Genomic DNA, 16,912 nt, shown 5'->3' with positions numbered 1-16,912 from the left:
AAGTGCCCCGGAAGAAATGGAACAAGAACATCACCCGGCGGTTGGCCCGCCGGGCGATAGAACCATTAGCGCACTGGTGGTGCGTACTGAATGCCGCCGTTGTTCCACAGGGCGTTCAAGCCGCGGTCGATTTCCAGCGGAGTGCTCTTGCCGAGGTTTTTCTCGAAGATTTCGCCGTAGTTGCCGACTTGTTTGACGATCTGCACAACCCAGTCTTTCGGCAGTTTCAGGTCTTTGCCGTACTCGCCGTCAGCGCCGAGCATACGGGCAACGTCCGGGTTCTTGGTCGACTTGGCTTCCGCTTCGACGTTCTTCGAAGTGATACCGGCCTCTTCAGCGTTGAGCAGCGCGTAGCCAACCCAGCGTACGATTGCCAGCCACTCGTCGTCGCCGTTACGCACGACCGGGCCCAGCGGTTCTTTGGAAATGGTTTCCGGCAGAACCACGTAGTCCTTCGGCGATGCCAGCTTGGAGCGCTGGGCGAACAGTTGGGACTTGTCGGAGGTCAGCACGTCGCAACGACCGGATTCCAGCGACTTGGCGCTTTCATCGGAGGTGTCGAAGGTGATCGGGGTGTATTTCAGACCGTTGCCACGGAAGTAGTCGGAAACGTTCAGCTCGGTGGTGGTACCGGCCTGGATGCAGATGGTTGCACCGTCCAGCTCTTTGGCACTTTTCACGCCCAGCTTGTTGTTCACCAGGAAACCGATGCCGTCGTAGTAGGTAATGAAACCCGGGAATTTCAGGCCCATGCCCGCGTCTCGCGAACTGGTCATGGTGGTGTTGCGCGACAGGATGTCGATCTCGCCCGATTGCAGCGCGGTGAAGCGCTCTTTGGCGTTCAACTGACTGAATTTGACCTTGGTCGCGTCGCCGAATACGGCAGCGGCCACAGCGCGGCAGACGTCAGCGTCGATCCCGAGGATCTTGCCGGTTGCGTCCGGTACCGAGAAGCCCGGCAGACCGTCGCTCACGCCACACTGCACGAAACCTTTCTTCTGCACGGCATCCAGGGTTGCACCCGCCTGAGCGAACCCGCTGACGCCGAGAACTGTTGCTGCAGTCACGATCGCCAGAGTGGATTTCAACATCTTCATTCAAACCTCCAGTTTTGCTCTTGTTGTGTCGGAGCTTGAGTCCAGTCGCACCCTTTTGAGGCGTTGTTGACCCGTGTTGGCTTTTTTTGGGGTCAACCGACGTAAGACCTTCGCTATGAGTCTAGTAGGAGAAAATCCACATCATGGACAACTCACTTCTCACCAATCGGCCGAACGGGCTGTAGCCCTTTCACATTCGCTAAGCCCGTAGCGGCCATTGGCGAACATCCATCACCGGATTCTTTGCAATCCCGTCGCGGGTCGTACACTGATAGTGTTACCGCCCACGCAAGATCGGTTGCACGGTTCAAGCCATAGCAAAGCCCGTACCACACCGCTCGCCGAATCGATTCGGCGACAGGTCAATAGCAAAACTTGTAACCTTGCGACATCTTCTTAACGGATCAACCGGACGCGCACTCGAACCACGCACTTAATGAGAGCGTCCGCACATTTTTGGAGCAGACATGACCGAGCCCTTGATTCTTCAGCCTGTTAAGCCCGCAGACGCCTGCGTGATCTGGCTGCACGGCCTCGGCGCCGACCGTTACGACTTCCTGCCGGTGGCCGAGGCATTGCAGGAAAGCCTGCTGAGCACGCGCTTCGTGTTGCCACAGGCGCCAACTCGTGCAGTGACGATAAATGGCGGATATGCCATGCCAAGCTGGTACGACATCAAAGCCATGAGCCCGGCACGCGCGATCGATCGTGATGAGCTGGAAGCGTCGGCGGATCGCATCATTGAATTGATCGAAAACGAGCGCGCCAGCGGAATAGACGCCTCGCGAATTTTTCTCGCCGGGTTTTCCCAGGGTGGGGCGGTGGTGTTGCACACCGCTTTTGTGAAATGGCAGGGACCGTTGGGCGGCGTGCTGGCGTTGTCGACATATGCGCCGACCTTCAGTGATGAGATGGAGCTGTCAGCCAGTCAGCAGCGGATCCCCGCGATATGCCTGCACGGCCAGTTCGATGGCGTGGTGCAAAACTCGATGGGGCGCAGTGCTTATGAGCATTTGGTGAAGCATGGTGTCACCGTGACATGGCAGGAATACCCAATGGAGCACGAAGTGTTACCCGAGGAAATTCGCGACATCGGTACCTGGTTGAGCGAACGTTTGCGCTAAGCGTCGAGATTAAAACCGCCCTTTGATCCCTCCCACTACGCCGCGCCCGTTTCTTGCATTACACTGGCCGGCGTACATTCCTTAACCAATTGATGAGATGACCGTGCTCAAAGCACTCAAGAAGATGTTCGGTAAAAGCGAGGCTGAGCAGCTCGCGCCAGTTCCCAGTGCGCCGTCGCACGCCCCCGGTCAGCGCAACGATGCGCCACAGGCCGACCGCCCCGTTCACGTAGCGGCACCGAAGGCAGAACCACAACCTGCACCGGCCGCGCCAATCGCCGCCGAACCTGCCCGCAGCGAAGCGCCGAAACCGGCCAGACCGCGCCGCGAACCGAAGCCCAAGGCAGTGGTTATTCCGTGGAAACTCGAGGATTTCGTCGTCGAGCCACAGGAAGGCAAAACCCGCTTCCACGATTTCAAGCTGTCTCCAGAACTGATGCACGCCATCCAGGATCTGGGTTTTCCGTACTGCACGCCGATTCAGGCGCAGGTGCTGGGTTACACCCTCGCCGGCAAAGACGCCATTGGCCGTGCGCAGACCGGCACCGGTAAAACCGCCGCGTTCCTGATCTCGATCATCACCCAACTGCTGCAGACCCCGCCGCCGAAAGAACGCTACATGGGCGAACCCCGTGCGCTGATCATCGCGCCGACCCGTGAGCTGGTGGTACAAATCGCCAAGGACGCCGCTGACCTGACCAAGTACACCGGCCTCAACGTCATGACGTTTGTTGGCGGCATGGACTTCGACAAGCAGCTCAAGCACCTCGAAGCGCGTCACTGCGACATCCTCGTCGCCACACCCGGCCGTCTGCTCGACTTCAACCAGCGTGGCGACGTGCACCTGGACATGGTCGAAGTGATGGTGCTGGACGAGGCCGACCGCATGCTCGACATGGGTTTCATCCCGCAGGTACGTCAGATCATTCGCCAGACGCCACCGAAGTCCGAACGCCAGACCTTGCTGTTCTCCGCGACCTTCACCGAAGACGTGATGAACCTCGCCAAGCAGTGGACCACTGACCCTGCGATCGTCGAAATCGAAATCACCAACGTTGCCAACGAAAACGTCGAGCAGCACATCTATGCGGTGGCCGGTGCCGACAAGTACAAACTGCTCTACAACCTGGTCAACGATAACGGCTGGGAACGCGTGATCGTGTTTGCCAACCGCAAGGACGAAGTGCGCCGCATCGAAGAACGCCTGGTGCGCGATGGCATCAACGCCGCGCAACTGTCCGGCGATGTGCCGCAGCACAAACGCATCAAGACCCTGGAAGGTTTCCGCGAAGGCAAGATTCGCGTACTGGTCGCCACCGATGTGGCCGGTCGCGGCATCCACATCGACGGCATCAGCCACGTGATCAACTTCACCCTGCCGGAAGTCCCGGACGACTACGTGCACCGCATCGGTCGTACCGGTCGTGCCGGCGCCGACGGTGTGTCGATCAGCTTCGCCGGTGAGGACGACTCCTACCAGTTGCCGTCCATCGAAGAGAAGCTCGGTCGCAAGATCAGCTGTGAAACGCCGCCGACGCATCTGTTGCGCGCGGTTGAGCGCAAGCGTCCGCAGTAAACGACGTTTAAAAGGAAAGCGCAGCCGGCAACGGACTGCGCTTTTTTTTCGCCCGGTGTTTCATCAGGTGCTTGCGAGAGAAAACTAAAAGTCCATAATAGACAAATAAGTTTATTTTTCGTTTTCGGAGCCTGATATGTCCAGTACGCCCTACGTGATCGACCAGCATCAGGCCCGTGAGCTGCTGGCGCGCATTGATGTTCCGCAAATCCTGCGCAAGCTGTTCCGTGATCTTGCGGCGGGTAACGCCGTGCAACCGGCGCAGCAACTGGTGGAATTTCCGCAAGGTGCCGGCGACTTCATCAATTATCTGGGCGTGCTGGCCGAAGACGGCGTGTACGGCGTGAAGACCTCGCCGTATATCGTTCGCGAACAAGGTGCACTGGTGACGGCTTGGACATTGTTGATGTCGATGAAAACCGGTCAGCCACTGCTGCTCTGCGATGCCGCTGAACTGACCACCGCGCGCACCGCCGCGACCACGGCTGTGGCGGTCGACACCCTCGCTCCGACAAACGCCACGCGACTGGCAATCATCGGTAGTGGCAAGGTTGCGCAGGCGCATCTGCACTATGTGAAAGGTCTGCGCGACTGGCAGAGCATCAGCCTGTATTCGCCAAGCCTGTCCGCCGACGCTCAAACCAAGGCACTGTTGAAAGCCATCACTCCCAACCTGAGGATCGTTGACAGCCGTGAAGCCGCCCTCGTCGAGGCCGACGTGATCATGCTGTGCACCTCGTCCGCCGGCCCGGTGATCGATCCGGCCGCGCTGAGCACACCAGCCCTGATCACCTCGATCAGCACCAACGCCCCGCGTGCCCATGAAGTGCCGCCGCAGAGCCTCAACGACATGCAGGTGTTCTGCGACTATCGTCTGACCACGCCGGGTTCGGCAGGTGAGATGCTGATTGCCAGTGAACAGCATGGCTGGAGCAAGGATTCGATTGTCGGCGACCTCGCCGACTTGCTCAGCGAGAAAGTGCAGCGCCCCGATTACGACCGTCACGTGTTTTTCCGCTCAATTGGCCTGGGACTGGAAGACATCGCCCTGGCCAATGCGGTTTACCACTTGACTCACTAACACCACAAATCCCCTGTAGGAGTGAGCCTGCTCGCGATAGCGGTCTGACATTCACCGAAGATGTCGACTGATATACCGCTTTCGCGAGCAGGCTCGCTCCCACAAGGGACTAGCGAACGCCTCGATATTGCGTATCCACTGGAGACCTACATGAGCCAGGCAGATTTCATCATCATCGGCGGCGGGATTGCCGGCGCATCCACCGGTTTCTGGCTGTCGCCGCACGGCAAAGTGATCGTGCTCGAACGTGAATCCCACCCGGCCTATCACTCCACCGGGCGCTCCGCCGCGCTGTTTACCGCCGCGTACGGCACGCCACAAGTTCGCGCGCTGACCCAGGCCAGCCGGGCGTTTTTTGACCACCCGCCAGCCGGTTTCTGCGAACACCCACTGCTCACCCCACGCGGTGAAATGACCGTGGATTTCACCGGTGATGCCGCCGAACTCAACAACCAATATCTCAGCGCCAAAGCCACCGTGCCGCAGATGCAACTGCTCAGCGCCGACGAAGCCTGCGCGCGACTGCCGATCCTGCGTCGGGAAAAAGTCCATGGTGCGATCTACGATCCGAGCGCCAGCGACATCGACACCGATGCCTTGCATCAGGGCTACCTGCGCGGCATTCGTCGCAATAACGGTGAAGTCCATACCGATTGCGAAGTGCTCGGCCTCAACCGCGATGCCGACGGTCTCTGGCACGTAAAAACCAACGGCCAGACCTTCACCGCGCCGGTGATCATCAACGCCGCCGGCGCCTGGGCCGACAAGATCGGCGCACTGGCCGGCGCCAAGCCGCTGGGCCTGCAACCGAAACGCCGCGCCGCATTCATCTTCGCCGGCCCCGAAGGCGTCGACATTCATCACTGGCCGATGCTGGTCAGCCTCGACGAATCCTTCTATATAAAGCCCGACGCAGGCATGTTCCTAGGCTCGCCGGCCAACGCCGACCCGGTCGAGCCTCACGATGTGCAGCCGGAAGAACTCGACATCGCCATGGGCATCTACCAGATCGAAGAGGCCACCACGCTGACCATCCGCCGTCCGACGCGTACGTGGGCCGGCCTGCGCAGCTTCGTCGCCGACGGTGATTTGCTCAGTGGCTTCGATCAGCAGGTGCCGGGGCTGTTCTGGGTGGCGGCGCAGGGTGGTTACGGCATTCAGACTTCCCCGGCGATGGGCCAGGCCAGCGCGGCGTTGGTACGCGGCGAGCCGTTGCCCGAGCACTTGCAGCAGTTCGGGTTGGACAGCGCCATGCTCGCCCCTGCCCGTCTCGCCTGATTGTCCCTGCGGATGACGCGCCCAACGGATTGCGGCACACTCGCAACGCCTCCTGATCACGGAGGCGTTGACGCTGCCTGGAGCTCCACTGTCATGACTGCCCCTGAATTCGACCCGGCGCTGGATAACTTCCGCGCTGTTGCCGACGCCATCGCCACGCTGTTCTTTCCCCACGCCGAAGTGGTGCTGCACGACCTGCGCACGCAAAAGGTCGACTACATCGCCAACAACCTGTCCAAGCGCGAGATCGGCGACGACTCGTCACTGGAGGACATGCTCAGCGAGGATGTCAGCGACCGCAATATCGGCCCGTACGAAAAGCTCAATTGGGATGGCCAGAAGATTCGCAGCCTGAGCACCGTGCTGCGCGACAGCGAAGGCCGGCCACTGGCGGTGTTGTGCATCAACCTGAATATTTCGCTGTTCGAGAACGCCAAGGCCGCGCTGGACCTGTTTCTCTCGCCGAGCAAACTGATCCCGCAACCGGACTCACTGTTTCGCGATGACTGGCAGGAACGCATCAACACCTTCCTCCACGCCTGGCTGCGCGAGCGGCAGCTGAGCCTGAACCTGCTCACCCGCGATCACAAACGTGAACTGGTGCTGGCGCTGCACGCCGAAGGCGCGTTCAAGGGCAAGAGCGCCTCGAACTATGTGGCCAACGTGCTGAACATGGGGCGGGCGACGGTGTACAAGCATTTGAAGGAATTGAAGGGCTAGAGATTTGCGGTGATTTCTCTGACGCCATCGCGAGCAGGCTCACTCCTACAGGTGAACGCATTCCAAATGTAGGAGCGAGCCTGCTCGCGAAAGCGGTAGATCAGTCGCCGTAGATGTCGGACTTGAAATACTTCTCGGAAATCTTCTGATACTCGCCACTCGCGCGAATGCCATCGATGGCGCCATTCAACTGGCTGACCAACTCGGTATTGCCCTTGCGCACTGCAATCCCTGCGCCCTCGCCCACGTACTTCGGATCCTTCAACTCAGGCCCGACAAACGCATAACCCTTGCCACGCGGCATCGACAAAAAGTCATTCAGCGGGATGGTGTCGGCAAAAATCGCATCGAGGCGCCCCGCCGCCAGGTCCATGTAGATTTCTTCGTTGTTGCTGTAGCGCTTGACGTTAATGCCCTTCGGCTCGAACACCTCGGTGGCATAACGATCGGTGGTGGTCGCGCGCTGCACGCCGACATTCTTGCCCTTGAGGCTCGCGTATTGATCGTCGACCGTGGCGCCTTCCTTCATCACCAGTCGTGACGAAGTGAAGTAGTACTTGTGGGTGAAATCCACCGACTTCTTGCGGTCTTCGTTGATGGTCATCGAGGACAGCGCCATGTCGATCTTTTTCACTTTCAGCGAAGGAATCAGACCGTCGAACTCACCTTCGACCCACACACACTTGACCTTCATCTGCGCACACAGGGCATTGCCGATGTCGTAGTCGAAACCGACGATTTCGCCTTTGTCGGTTTTCGACGCAAATGGCGGGTAAGCGGCTTCGATACCGATGCGCAGGGTTTGCTCGGCGGCGAACACGCTGGCGGAGGCCAACAGGCTGAGGGCCAGACCGGTGATGAGGGGGAGTTTCTTCATGTTCGTTCTCTCGCGGGGTTGTTGTTGGTTTGGCAAGATGAAGAAGAGCAGCTGCTAGCGGGGAGCTACGAGCGGCAAGACTGAAACTTTTTTGTACTTGGAAATCCATATTGGACTTATAGGTACAAGCCGTCAATCCACGAGAAGAGAGTGTCTGCGAGGTTTTTGCTGTTACAGATGGCCCCTTCGCGAGCAAGCTCGCTCCCACATTGGATTTGTGAACGACACAGATCCAATGTGGGAGCGAGCTTGCTCGCGAAGGCGTACTGAGGGACGCTACAGGAATTACTTTTTCCAGCGATCCGCCGCTGCATGATCACTGTCCCGCCCCTCAACCCAACGCGGCCCGTCGCTGGTGTTTTCTTTCTTCCAGAACGGCGCGCGGGTTTTCAGGTAGTCCATGACGAAGGCGCAGGCATCGAAGGCGGCCTGGCGATGGGCGCTGGCGGCGCCGACAAACACGATGGGTTCGCCCGGCTCCAATGCGCCGATGCGGTGCAGCACTTCCAGTTTCAGCAACGGCCAGCGCTGTTCGGCTTCGATGGCGATTTTACCGAGGGCTTTTTCGGTCATGCCCGGATAGTGTTCGAGGAACATCCCCGCTACATCGAGGCCGTCGTTAAAGTCGCGCACGTAGCCGACAAAACTCACCACCGCGCCGACGCCGACATTGGCCGCATGCATCGCGTTGACTTCAGCGCCCGGATCGAACGGCATGGCCTGCACGCGAATCGCCATGGATCAGCCCCCGGTCACGGTAGGGAAAAACGCCACTTCGTCGCCATCGACCACCGGCTCATCGAGTTGGCAGAGGTCTTCGTTGCGTGCGCACATCAGGTTCTGCTCGCTCAGTACCTCGGCGCCATCCCGTTGCGTCTGCATTTGAAGAACATGTGCACGCACATCATCGACAGTGGCGAAATCACCTTCAATCTTTACCGAATCCACGCCCAGCGCTTCGCGGTAACGGGCAAAAAACTTCACGGTCAGGTTCATGGCTGCTCCGCCTGAAAGTGCCCGCTCTTGCCACCGACCTTCTCCAGCAGACGCACGCTTTCAATGGTCATGCCGCGATCGACGGCTTTACACATGTCGTAAATGGTCAGGGCGGCAACACTGGCAGCGGTCAACGCTTCCATCTCAACGCCGGTCTGCCCGGACAGCTTGCAGCGGGCAACGATGCGCACGGTGTCGTCGCCATCAGCACTGAGTTCGACTTTGACGCCGGTGAGCATCAGCGGATGGCAGAGGGGAATCAGATCGCTGGTTTTCTTCGCCGCTTGAATGCCGGCAATGCGCGCCACGGCGAACACGTCGCCCTTGGGATGGCCACCGCTGACGATCATCTGCAGCGTTTCGGGGAGCATGCGCACCAGCGCTTGGGCCGTCGCTTCACGGAACGTCACGGCTTTTTCGGTGACGTCGACCATGTTGGCGCGACCTTGGGAATCGAGATGAGTCAGCACGGGATTACTCCTGATCAGGAGCGACGATTGTAAACCTGCGGGTCAAATTTCCGCATCATTGATTATGAAATCACCACCATCCCTGTAGGAGTGAGCCTGCTCGCGATAGCGGTCTGATATTCACCACTGATGTCGACTGATCGACCGCTATCGCGAGCAGGCTCACTCCTACATTTGGATTTGTGCAGGGCCATAAAAAACCGGGCGGCTTTTGGGCCGCCCGGTTTTGGTTGTGATGCAGTTACAAATGGGTTTCAGCGTATTCGGCCAGAATCGAACGAGGCACCCCTTGCAGGGTGATGTGCACACCGTTGGGGAAATCCTTGAAGCGTTCGGTCAGGTAGGTCAGCCCGGAGCTGGTCGCGGACAGGTAAGGGGTGTCGATCTGTGCGAGGTTGCCCAGGCACACCACTTTGGAACCCGCGCCGGCACGGGTGATGATGGTTTTCATCTGGTGCGGCGTGAGGTTCTGGCACTCGTCGATCAGGATCAGGCTCTGCTGGAAGCTGCGCCCGCGAATGTAGTTGAGCGATTTGAACTGCAACGGCACTTTGCTGAGGATGTAGTCGACGCTGCCATGGGTGTTTTCGTCATCCATGTGCAAGGCTTCGAGGTTGTCGGTGATGGCGCCCAGCCACGGCTCCATTTTTTCCGCTTCAGTCCCGGGCAGGAAGCCGATTTCCTGGTCCAGGCCCTGCACGCTGCGGGTCGCAATGATGCGGCGATAACGCTTGCTGACCATGGTCTGCTCGATCGCCGCGGCCAGGGCCAGAATGGTTTTACCGGAACCGGCGGCACCCGACAGGTTGACCAGATGAATGTCCGGATCGAGCAGCGCGTACAGCGCCAGACTCTGATAGATGTCGCGTGGCTTCAGCCCCCAGGCCTCTTGATGCAGCAGCGGTTCCTGATGCAGGTCGAGGATCAGCAGCTTGGCCTCGTCGATCTCCTTGATCCAGCCGACAAAGCCCTGTTCGTCGATGATGAACTCGTTGATGTGCACCGCCGGCAGGTTGTCGATCAGTTGCACTTGGTGCCAGGTGCGGCCGTGATCCTGGCGGGTGTCGACCTTGCTCACGCGGTCCCAGAAAGAGCCGGTCATGTTGTGATAGCCGTTAGGCAGCAGAGACACGTCATCGACCAGTTGGTCGGTGCTGTAATCCTCGGCATCGATGCCACAGGCGCGCGCCTTGAGGCGCATGTTGATGTCTTTGGTGACCAGCACCACAGGCTTTTTCGGATCGCGGGTGTGCAAATCGATCAGTTGGTTGATGATTTTATTGTCGTTCAGATGCTCGGGCAGAATCAGATTCGATTCGGCCTGTTTGCTCATCAGAATTGACAGCAAGCCCTTCGGCCCGCCTTTACCGCGCTGGATCGGCACACCCAGCTCGACGTCTTCAGGGGAAGCGTCACCCAGGGTCTTGTCGATCAGCCGGATGGCCTGACGGCATTCGGCGGCAACGCTGTGATGCCCGCTCTTGAGCTTGTCCAGCTCTTCAAGCACGGTCATCGGGATCGCGACGTGGTGTTCTTCGAAATTCAGCAGGGCATTTGGATCGTGAATCAATACGTTGGTATCGAGTACATAAAGGATTGGCTGGTTGGAGGAAGGGCTACGTCCGTGATCATCCATACTCGGTCACCTTTGTCAGAGCCATTGGACGCAATACCTGAGCGGTGCTGCGCCTCGAAGTGACTGCCGAAATCTCACCTGCGGAGATTCAAGTGACTGCAAACAAACGGGTCTTGGAAGACGCCACCTGTGTTGCAGGTTTCGGCGGTCTGTCTTCGTAATACTCCAAAACCGATGACATAAAAAAGTACTTTGACGGTTTTTTTAAGTTTATTTTTCAGAGTGACGAAAAGCCCTTGGCGGACTGCCCAGACCCCGCTAAAGTCGGAAGTCCGCCTGCATCGAACTCTTCAAAAAAATCGCCCCAAGCCCAATGTTTCCGGGCTTTTTTCGTTTCTCAGCGAAAAGCGTCCTGACAGTCTTCCCAACCGATACCGCTCTGCGCGGTCTGCGTGATCAACCACGGTAACGAGGTCTTCACCGCGTCCTGCTTCATGTTGAAATTGATCACCCCGTGTCGCCACAACAGCATCAGAGTCAGCACCCTCTGCGCGCTCGCTGCGCCCTTGAGTTTGCCGGCGCCGTCCTGGGCATCGATGTCCCACAGCGCCACTTGCAGGCCTTGTGTGTTGAAAAAACCTTGCGCATCGCTGCGGCGCTGCCCTTCCGGCGGACGAAACAGCGGCACGTAGTTTTCCGGCAACTTGTTCTTCACCAGATCTGCGCTGCGCCGCACCGAATCCTGCCAGTCCTGCCAGTGGCTGTGGGAACGGAACTCCCAGCCTTGAACGCCGACGCACTGTTTCGAGAACTCTGCTTGCAGGCTGCTCACCGAGCGATCAGCCAGTCGCGCCTGAATATCCTTGCCCAGCACGAAGAACGTGCCGCTCAGGTTCGATTTGCGTAGGTATTCGGTGAGCCAGCCGGTGTTGTCCGGTTGCAGATTGGCGGCGCTGTCGAAGGTCAGCAGGAACAGCCGGTCGTGCATCGCGTCACCGTTGCGCTCGTAGTCACCGAAACGATCGAATTCGTTGCTGCTCTGCGGCGACAACGCGGCCTTGCGCAACAACTCGTCGAGGTACTGCACATGGAAGATCCGGCTCGGCTCGGCCCACTTGGTGTAATAACTGTCGTCACTGACGACGAACTTGGCGGCTTGCTCGCGCAGCGTTGGCAAGTCTTCTACAAGGAAGCAGAACGAGGCGTCCTGATCGCAGCTTTGCTGGGCGAAGTTGTAGTTGGCCAGCAGGCGCGGCCAGAGGCGTTGGCGCAGAATGTTGACCGCATCGATATTGACCGTGCGTAAGCCTAGACGCTGCGCCAGAGCGGCCTCGTCCATCGACTCGGTGCCCAGCAGGACACGGGCGAACATCAGGATTTCCGCCCGTGACGCCACGTCAAACAGGGTCGGGTTGCTAAGCTGCTCCGGCCAGGTGCTGCGATCCAGCGTCGCCACATCGCCCGGCGCCGCGACGGCACCGAAGCTCAACAGCCACGCGGTGAATAAAAGAACAATGCGCAAAAGGGATGTCTCCATAACAAAACCCGCGCGGCACTATAGCTGATGTGCAAGGGTGAAGGATGCCGCCCTCACCCCAGCCCTCTCCCGGGGGGAGAGGGAGCTGACCTTCATTGATTTCAAAATTTGAGTTCAACTCGATAGATCATGTCGGCGTAAATCGACAGTACAACTCGGTCAGCCCCCTCTCCCTCCGGGAGAGGGCTGGGGTGGGTAAAGACCGGATACATCCTTTACGTTTGAGACCGGGGACATGGTTTACAGGTATCAATCATGGTCAGGAGGTGCTGACCATGCCCTGGAAACAAGAGTCCCCAATGGATCAACGAGTGAAGTTAATTAGCGATTGGCTCAGCGGCAGCTACACCAAAAGCCAATTAAGCCGGCGGTATGGCGTCAGTCGTCCAACCATCGACAAGTGGCTGGAACGGTATGCAGCGTTGGGCGTGGATGGCTTGAAAGAGCAGTCGCGTAAGCCGCTGAATTGCCCTCACCAAACTTCCGATGAAATCATCGCCAAGTTGCTGGCCAAGAAAAACGAACATCCCGATCGGGGACCCAAGCAGATCATTGGTCGCCTGCGCGATTCCGATCCGCATATCCAATGGCCGGCGGCGAGTACCGCCGGGGAGTGGTTGAAGAAAGCTGGTTTGGTGGTGGCACGACGGCCCTATCCCCCGCGTCCCCGTGCTCCAACACATTTACGTCCGGTCGACGCGCCCAACCAGACTTGGTGTGCTGATTACAAAGGGCAGTTCAAAATGCAGGACGGTAATTGGTGCTATCCGCTGACCATTACCGATCAGATGAGCCGCTTTTTATTCGTCTGTCGCGCTTTGCCCAGTACGCACGGAGCGCCGACGCGGGAAGGCTTCGAGTGGGCTTTTCGAGAATATGGGCTGCCGGATGTGATCCGCACTGATAATGGCGCTCCTTTTGCGTCGACAGGTCTGGCGCGACTTTCGAAGTTATCGGTTTGGTTCATCAGGCTCGGAATCCATGTCGAAACGATTACACCTGGCCGTCCCGACCAAAATGGTCGACATGAACGGATGCATCGAACGCTAAAGGCAGCAGTGCCACCGGCGGAAAACCTGGTGCGCCAGCAGCTGGCTTTTCAGGATTTCATCCAAGACTTCAACCACCACCGACCGCACACCGCGCTGGGCATGAAACCGCCGGCATCTGTCTATCGCCCGTCGATACGCGCTTATCCCGGTTACTTGCCTGCGCTTGAATACGGTTCCGATGTTGAAGTACGCAAGGTTCGGTCAAATGGGGAAATTAAATGGAAAGGACAGCTGATTTTTCTGGGAGAAGCTCTGATTGGAGAGGACATCGCGCTGAAGGAAGTGGCTGATGACACTTGGGAACTGTACCTTTGCAGCCACTGTTTAGGCAGGCTTGAAAGCGGCGTCAAACGCGTTTCAAGCCTGTAAAGGTGTAAACGATGTCCCCGGTCTAATTTGTAAAGGATGTACCGGTCTCTACAGTGAGGGAAAAATCCACCAACCGTCGCAAATGCCTCTGCTAACCCCGACCTATAACCCCCATAGCTGGAGTCAAATCGGACAACCCCCTAGAATCGCCCCCACGATTAAAGGAGACGACTTCATGCTGATGGTGATTTCCCCCGCCAAGACCCTCGATTACGAAACACCGCCGGCGACCCAGCGCTTCACCCAGCCGCAATACCTCGACCATTCCCAGGAACTGATCCAGCAACTGCGCGACCTGACGCCTGCGCAGATCAGCGAACTGATGCACGTGTCCGACAAAATCGGTGGGCTCAACGCCGCGCGCTTCGGCAGCTGGACGCCTGCCTTCACTCCGGAAAACGCCAAACAGGCACTGCTCGCGTTCAAGGGCGATGTCTACACCGGTCTCGACGCCCAGTCCTTCAGCGAAGCCGATTTCGATTACGCGCAAAAACACCTGCGCATGCTCTCCGGTCTCTACGGGCTGCTGCGCCCGCTCGACCTGATGCAACCCTATCGTCTGGAAATGGGCACCAAACTGGCCAACGCCCGTGGCAAAGACCTGTACGCCTTCTGGGGTACGCGCATCAGCGAATGGCTCAATGAAGCGCTGGCCGATCAAGGCGACGACGTGCTGCTCAACCTCGCCTCCAATGAGTACTTTTCGGCAGTGAAACGCACAGCCCTGAACGCGCGGATCATCAACACCGAGTTCAAGGACCAGAAGAACGGTCAGTACAAGATCATCAGCTTCTACGCGAAAAAAGCCCGGGGCCTGATGAGCCGTTTCGTGATCCAGGAAAAGATCAACGATCCGGCCCAGCTCAAACAGTTCGATGTGCAGGGTTATCGCTACAGCGTCGAACAGTCGAAACCCGACAATCTGGTGTTTTTGCGCGACCACGCCCCGGAATAAAGCATGCCCAATGCACGACTCTTTCTATAAAGAGTCGTGCAGCTCGCACGATGTCAAAAAACCCTCGCACCATTTCGCCATTTTAATGGCGCCAGAAAACCCTCCCTGTCTTTTCTAAGATTAGTTTCACTCGACACTGATCATTTTTTTCAGTAGTGGCACCTAACTTTTTTCAGCGTAGTGGCACAAAACTATCTAACGTGATTTTTCGCCTGTTATTAAAGGTCGAAAACGAAAGTGCTATCAAATTGAGACTAGTGCCATCTCTGACAATATTTCAAGAAATTTCAGATTTCGCGATGAGCGGACAGGAACTTCGTCCGAATGCATAGCTCATACCACCGGTAACGATTCTCGCCGAGTTTGTACGAGATAACTTACGCAGAGCAGATAGCCATGTAACCAAGTTGTCACAGCAACTTGCCTAGATGACTAACTAGTCTCAAAACAGACGATGGACAGGAGATACGCACCATTTATATCCCCTACAAAGGCCATGGCCGCGCCCTAATAAACGTGCTCGCCTGAGCACCCAACCGCTTGATTTACGGGACTTTCATCCTGACATCGAGCGCGCAAGACGATTGCACAAGAGTCTTCTCCAAAGAGGATCGGCTGCATAACAGGGCAAGTCATAACAACAAGGCCTGGTTGCGCACATCTTGAGTGCACTTATTTAGACACTCGAAACTTAGTATGCCTGCACACGGCATTGTGGCGCCTGTGTGCCGCACTTTCGAGTGCACTAATGAACGCTGAACACCATTAACTCCGGCCTCTAAGGCCTGATATATACAGAGGTAATTGCGATGCGCATCAGCATATTTGGTTTGGGTTACGTTGGCGCAGTATGTGCCGGTTGCCTGTCTGCACGGGGCCATGACGTAGTTGGCGTCGATGTTGCCAAAGACAAGATCGACATGATCAACGCCGGCAAGTCGCCGATTGTTGAACCCGGCCTGGGCGAACTTCTGCAACAGGGTATCCAGACCGGTCGTCTGCGTGGCACGACCAACTTCGCCGAGGCGATTCGCGACACCGACCTGTCGATGATCTGCGTGGGTACGCCGAGCAAAAAGAACGGCGACCTGGAACTGAACTACATCGAAGCGGTATGCCGCGAGATCGGTTTTGTCCTGCGTGAAAAAACCACCCGCCACACCATCGTCGTGCGCAGCACCGTGCTGCCGGGCACCGTGGCCAACGTGGTGATCCCGATTCTCGAAGACTGCTCGGGCAAGAAGGCCGGTGTCGACTTCGGCGTTGCGGTCAACCCGGAATTCCTGCGTGAATCCACCGCCATTGCCGACTACGACCTGCCACCGATGACCGTCATCGGCGAGTTCGACAAGGCCTCGGGCGACGTTCTGCAATCGCTGTACGAAGAACTCGACGCACCGATCATCCGCAAGGACATCGCCGTTGCCGAGATGATCAAGTACACCTGCAACGTCTGGCACGCGACCAAAGTGACCTTCGCCAACGAAATCGGCAACATCGCCAAAGCAGTCGGCGTCGATGGCCGTGAAGTGATGGAAGTGGTCTGCCAGGACAAGACCCTCAACCTGTCCCAGTACTACATGCGCCCGGGCTTCGCCTTCGGCGGTTCGTGCCTGCCGAAAGACGTGCGCGCCCTGACCTACCGCGCCGGTTCGCTGGACGTCGAAGCGCCTCTGCTCAACTCGCTGATGCGTAGTAACGAATCGCAAGTGCAGAACGCCTTCGACATCGTGGAAAGCCACGACAAACGTAAAGTCGCCCTGCTCGGTCTGAGCTTCAAGGCCGGTACCGACGACCTGCGCGAAAGCCCGCTGGTGGAACTGGCCGAGATGCTGATCGGCAAGGGTTACGACCTGAGCATCTACGACAGCAACGTCGAGTACGCCCGTGTTCACGGCGCGAACAAGGACTACATCGAGTCGAAGATCCCGCACGTGTCGTCCCTGCTCAACGCGGACTTCGATTCGGTGATCGATAACTCCGACGTGATCATCCTCGGCAACCGCGACGAGAAGTTCCGCCCGTTGGCCCAGCAAGCGCCGCACGGCAAACAGGTCATCGACCTGGTCGGCTTCATGGCCAAAGCCACCGACGCTGGTACGCGCACCGAGGGTATCTGCTGGTAATGCAGACCTAAGCGACAAGCTTCGAGCTGCAGTACTTGCAGCTCGAAGCTTGCAGCTTGAAGCCTCCCTTACCTTCGG

Annotated in this window: 15 protein-coding genes; 8 read left to right on the top strand and 7 right to left on the bottom strand. The window is 58.0% G+C overall.

Going from position 1 to position 16,912, the window contains the following annotated elements:
- Positions 1–65: 65 nt before the first annotated feature.
- Positions 66–1,097 carry an amino acid ABC transporter substrate-binding protein gene (locus tag HU754_RS06340; RefSeq protein WP_095050968.1) on the bottom strand — a complete coding sequence of 344 codons (1,032 nt, stop codon included), beginning with the start codon at positions 1,095–1,097 and terminating at the stop codon, positions 66–68.
- A 467-nt stretch (positions 1,098–1,564) separates the two neighbouring features.
- Here HU754_RS06340 and HU754_RS06335 point away from each other — a divergent pair, with 467 nt between their 5' ends.
- From HU754_RS06335 to HU754_RS06315, 5 genes are all read left to right on the top strand, one after another.
- The gene (locus HU754_RS06335) at positions 1,565–2,221 is read left to right on the top strand and encodes an alpha/beta hydrolase (RefSeq protein WP_186625366.1); all 657 of its coding nucleotides are present in this window, start codon (positions 1,565–1,567) and stop codon (positions 2,219–2,221) included.
- 97 nt (positions 2,222–2,318) lie between these two features.
- Positions 2,319–3,797, top strand: a complete 1,479-nt coding sequence (gene rhlB / locus HU754_RS06330) for an ATP-dependent RNA helicase RhlB (RefSeq protein WP_186625364.1) — start codon at positions 2,319–2,321, stop codon at positions 3,795–3,797.
- A gap of 136 nt (positions 3,798–3,933) precedes the next feature.
- Positions 3,934–4,878: an ornithine cyclodeaminase family protein gene (locus HU754_RS06325; protein WP_186625362.1), complete on the top strand. Its 945-nt coding sequence runs from the start codon at positions 3,934–3,936 to the stop codon at positions 4,876–4,878.
- A gap of 150 nt (positions 4,879–5,028) precedes the next feature.
- Positions 5,029–6,156 (top strand): NAD(P)/FAD-dependent oxidoreductase, encoded by a 1,128-nt coding sequence (locus tag HU754_RS06320; RefSeq protein ID WP_186625360.1) that lies wholly within the window; start codon positions 5,029–5,031, stop codon positions 6,154–6,156.
- 93 nt (positions 6,157–6,249) lie between these two features.
- A complete protein-coding gene (locus HU754_RS06315; RefSeq protein ID WP_064586076.1) occupies positions 6,250–6,876 on the top strand; it encodes a helix-turn-helix transcriptional regulator in 627 nt (208 codons plus the stop codon).
- Positions 6,877–6,976: 100 nt separating this feature from the next.
- Here the strand turns inward: HU754_RS06315 and HU754_RS06310 are convergent, their stop codons facing one another.
- The 6 genes from HU754_RS06310 to HU754_RS06285 all read right to left on the bottom strand — a co-directional run bounded on the left by HU754_RS06310 (position 6,977) and on the right by HU754_RS06285 (position 12,332).
- The gene (locus HU754_RS06310) at positions 6,977–7,753 is read right to left on the bottom strand and encodes an ABC transporter substrate-binding protein (RefSeq protein WP_093437010.1); all 777 of its coding nucleotides are present in this window, start codon (positions 7,751–7,753) and stop codon (positions 6,977–6,979) included.
- A 285-nt stretch (positions 7,754–8,038) separates the two neighbouring features.
- A complete protein-coding gene (moaE, locus tag HU754_RS06305) occupies positions 8,039–8,491 on the bottom strand; it encodes a molybdopterin synthase catalytic subunit MoaE (protein WP_095050974.1) in 453 nt (150 codons plus the stop codon).
- A gap of 3 nt (positions 8,492–8,494) precedes the next feature.
- Positions 8,495–8,749, bottom strand: coding sequence for a MoaD/ThiS family protein (locus tag HU754_RS06300; RefSeq protein WP_095050975.1), 255 nt, complete (start codon positions 8,747–8,749; stop codon positions 8,495–8,497).
- On the bottom strand, positions 8,746–9,219 hold the full coding sequence (gene moaC, locus HU754_RS06295; protein ID WP_093437022.1) for a cyclic pyranopterin monophosphate synthase MoaC: 474 nt from the start codon (positions 9,217–9,219) through the stop codon (positions 8,746–8,748). The genes HU754_RS06300 and moaC overlap by 4 nt, the downstream gene beginning before the upstream one ends.
- A gap of 241 nt (positions 9,220–9,460) precedes the next feature.
- Positions 9,461–10,855 carry a PhoH family protein gene (locus HU754_RS06290; protein WP_016985016.1) on the bottom strand — a complete coding sequence of 465 codons (1,395 nt, stop codon included), beginning with the start codon at positions 10,853–10,855 and terminating at the stop codon, positions 9,461–9,463.
- Positions 10,856–11,192: 337 nt separating this feature from the next.
- On the bottom strand, positions 11,193–12,332 hold the full coding sequence (locus tag HU754_RS06285) for a polysaccharide deacetylase family protein (RefSeq protein WP_437182478.1): 1,140 nt from the start codon (positions 12,330–12,332) through the stop codon (positions 11,193–11,195).
- A gap of 275 nt (positions 12,333–12,607) precedes the next feature.
- Here HU754_RS06285 and HU754_RS06280 point away from each other — a divergent pair, with 275 nt between their 5' ends.
- The 3 genes from HU754_RS06280 (at position 12,608) to HU754_RS06270 (ending at position 16,834) form a co-directional block, all read left to right on the top strand.
- Positions 12,608–13,753: an integrase core domain-containing protein gene (locus HU754_RS06280; protein ID WP_217827574.1), complete on the top strand. Its 1,146-nt coding sequence runs from the start codon at positions 12,608–12,610 to the stop codon at positions 13,751–13,753.
- Positions 13,754–13,928: 175 nt separating this feature from the next.
- Positions 13,929–14,708 (top strand): peroxide stress protein YaaA, encoded by a 780-nt coding sequence (yaaA, locus tag HU754_RS06275; RefSeq protein ID WP_186625021.1) that lies wholly within the window; start codon positions 13,929–13,931, stop codon positions 14,706–14,708.
- Positions 14,709–15,517: 809 nt separating this feature from the next.
- Entirely contained in the window at positions 15,518–16,834 is a 1,317-nt protein-coding gene (locus HU754_RS06270; protein WP_007914305.1) for a nucleotide sugar dehydrogenase, read from the top strand.
- Positions 16,835–16,912 lie beyond the last annotated feature (78 nt).

This window comes from Pseudomonas zeae (genome assembly GCF_014268485.2).
Taxonomy (GTDB): Bacteria; Pseudomonadota; Gammaproteobacteria; order Pseudomonadales; family Pseudomonadaceae; genus Aquipseudomonas; species Aquipseudomonas neuropathica.
This window is presented reverse-complemented; position numbering and strand designations above follow the sequence as displayed.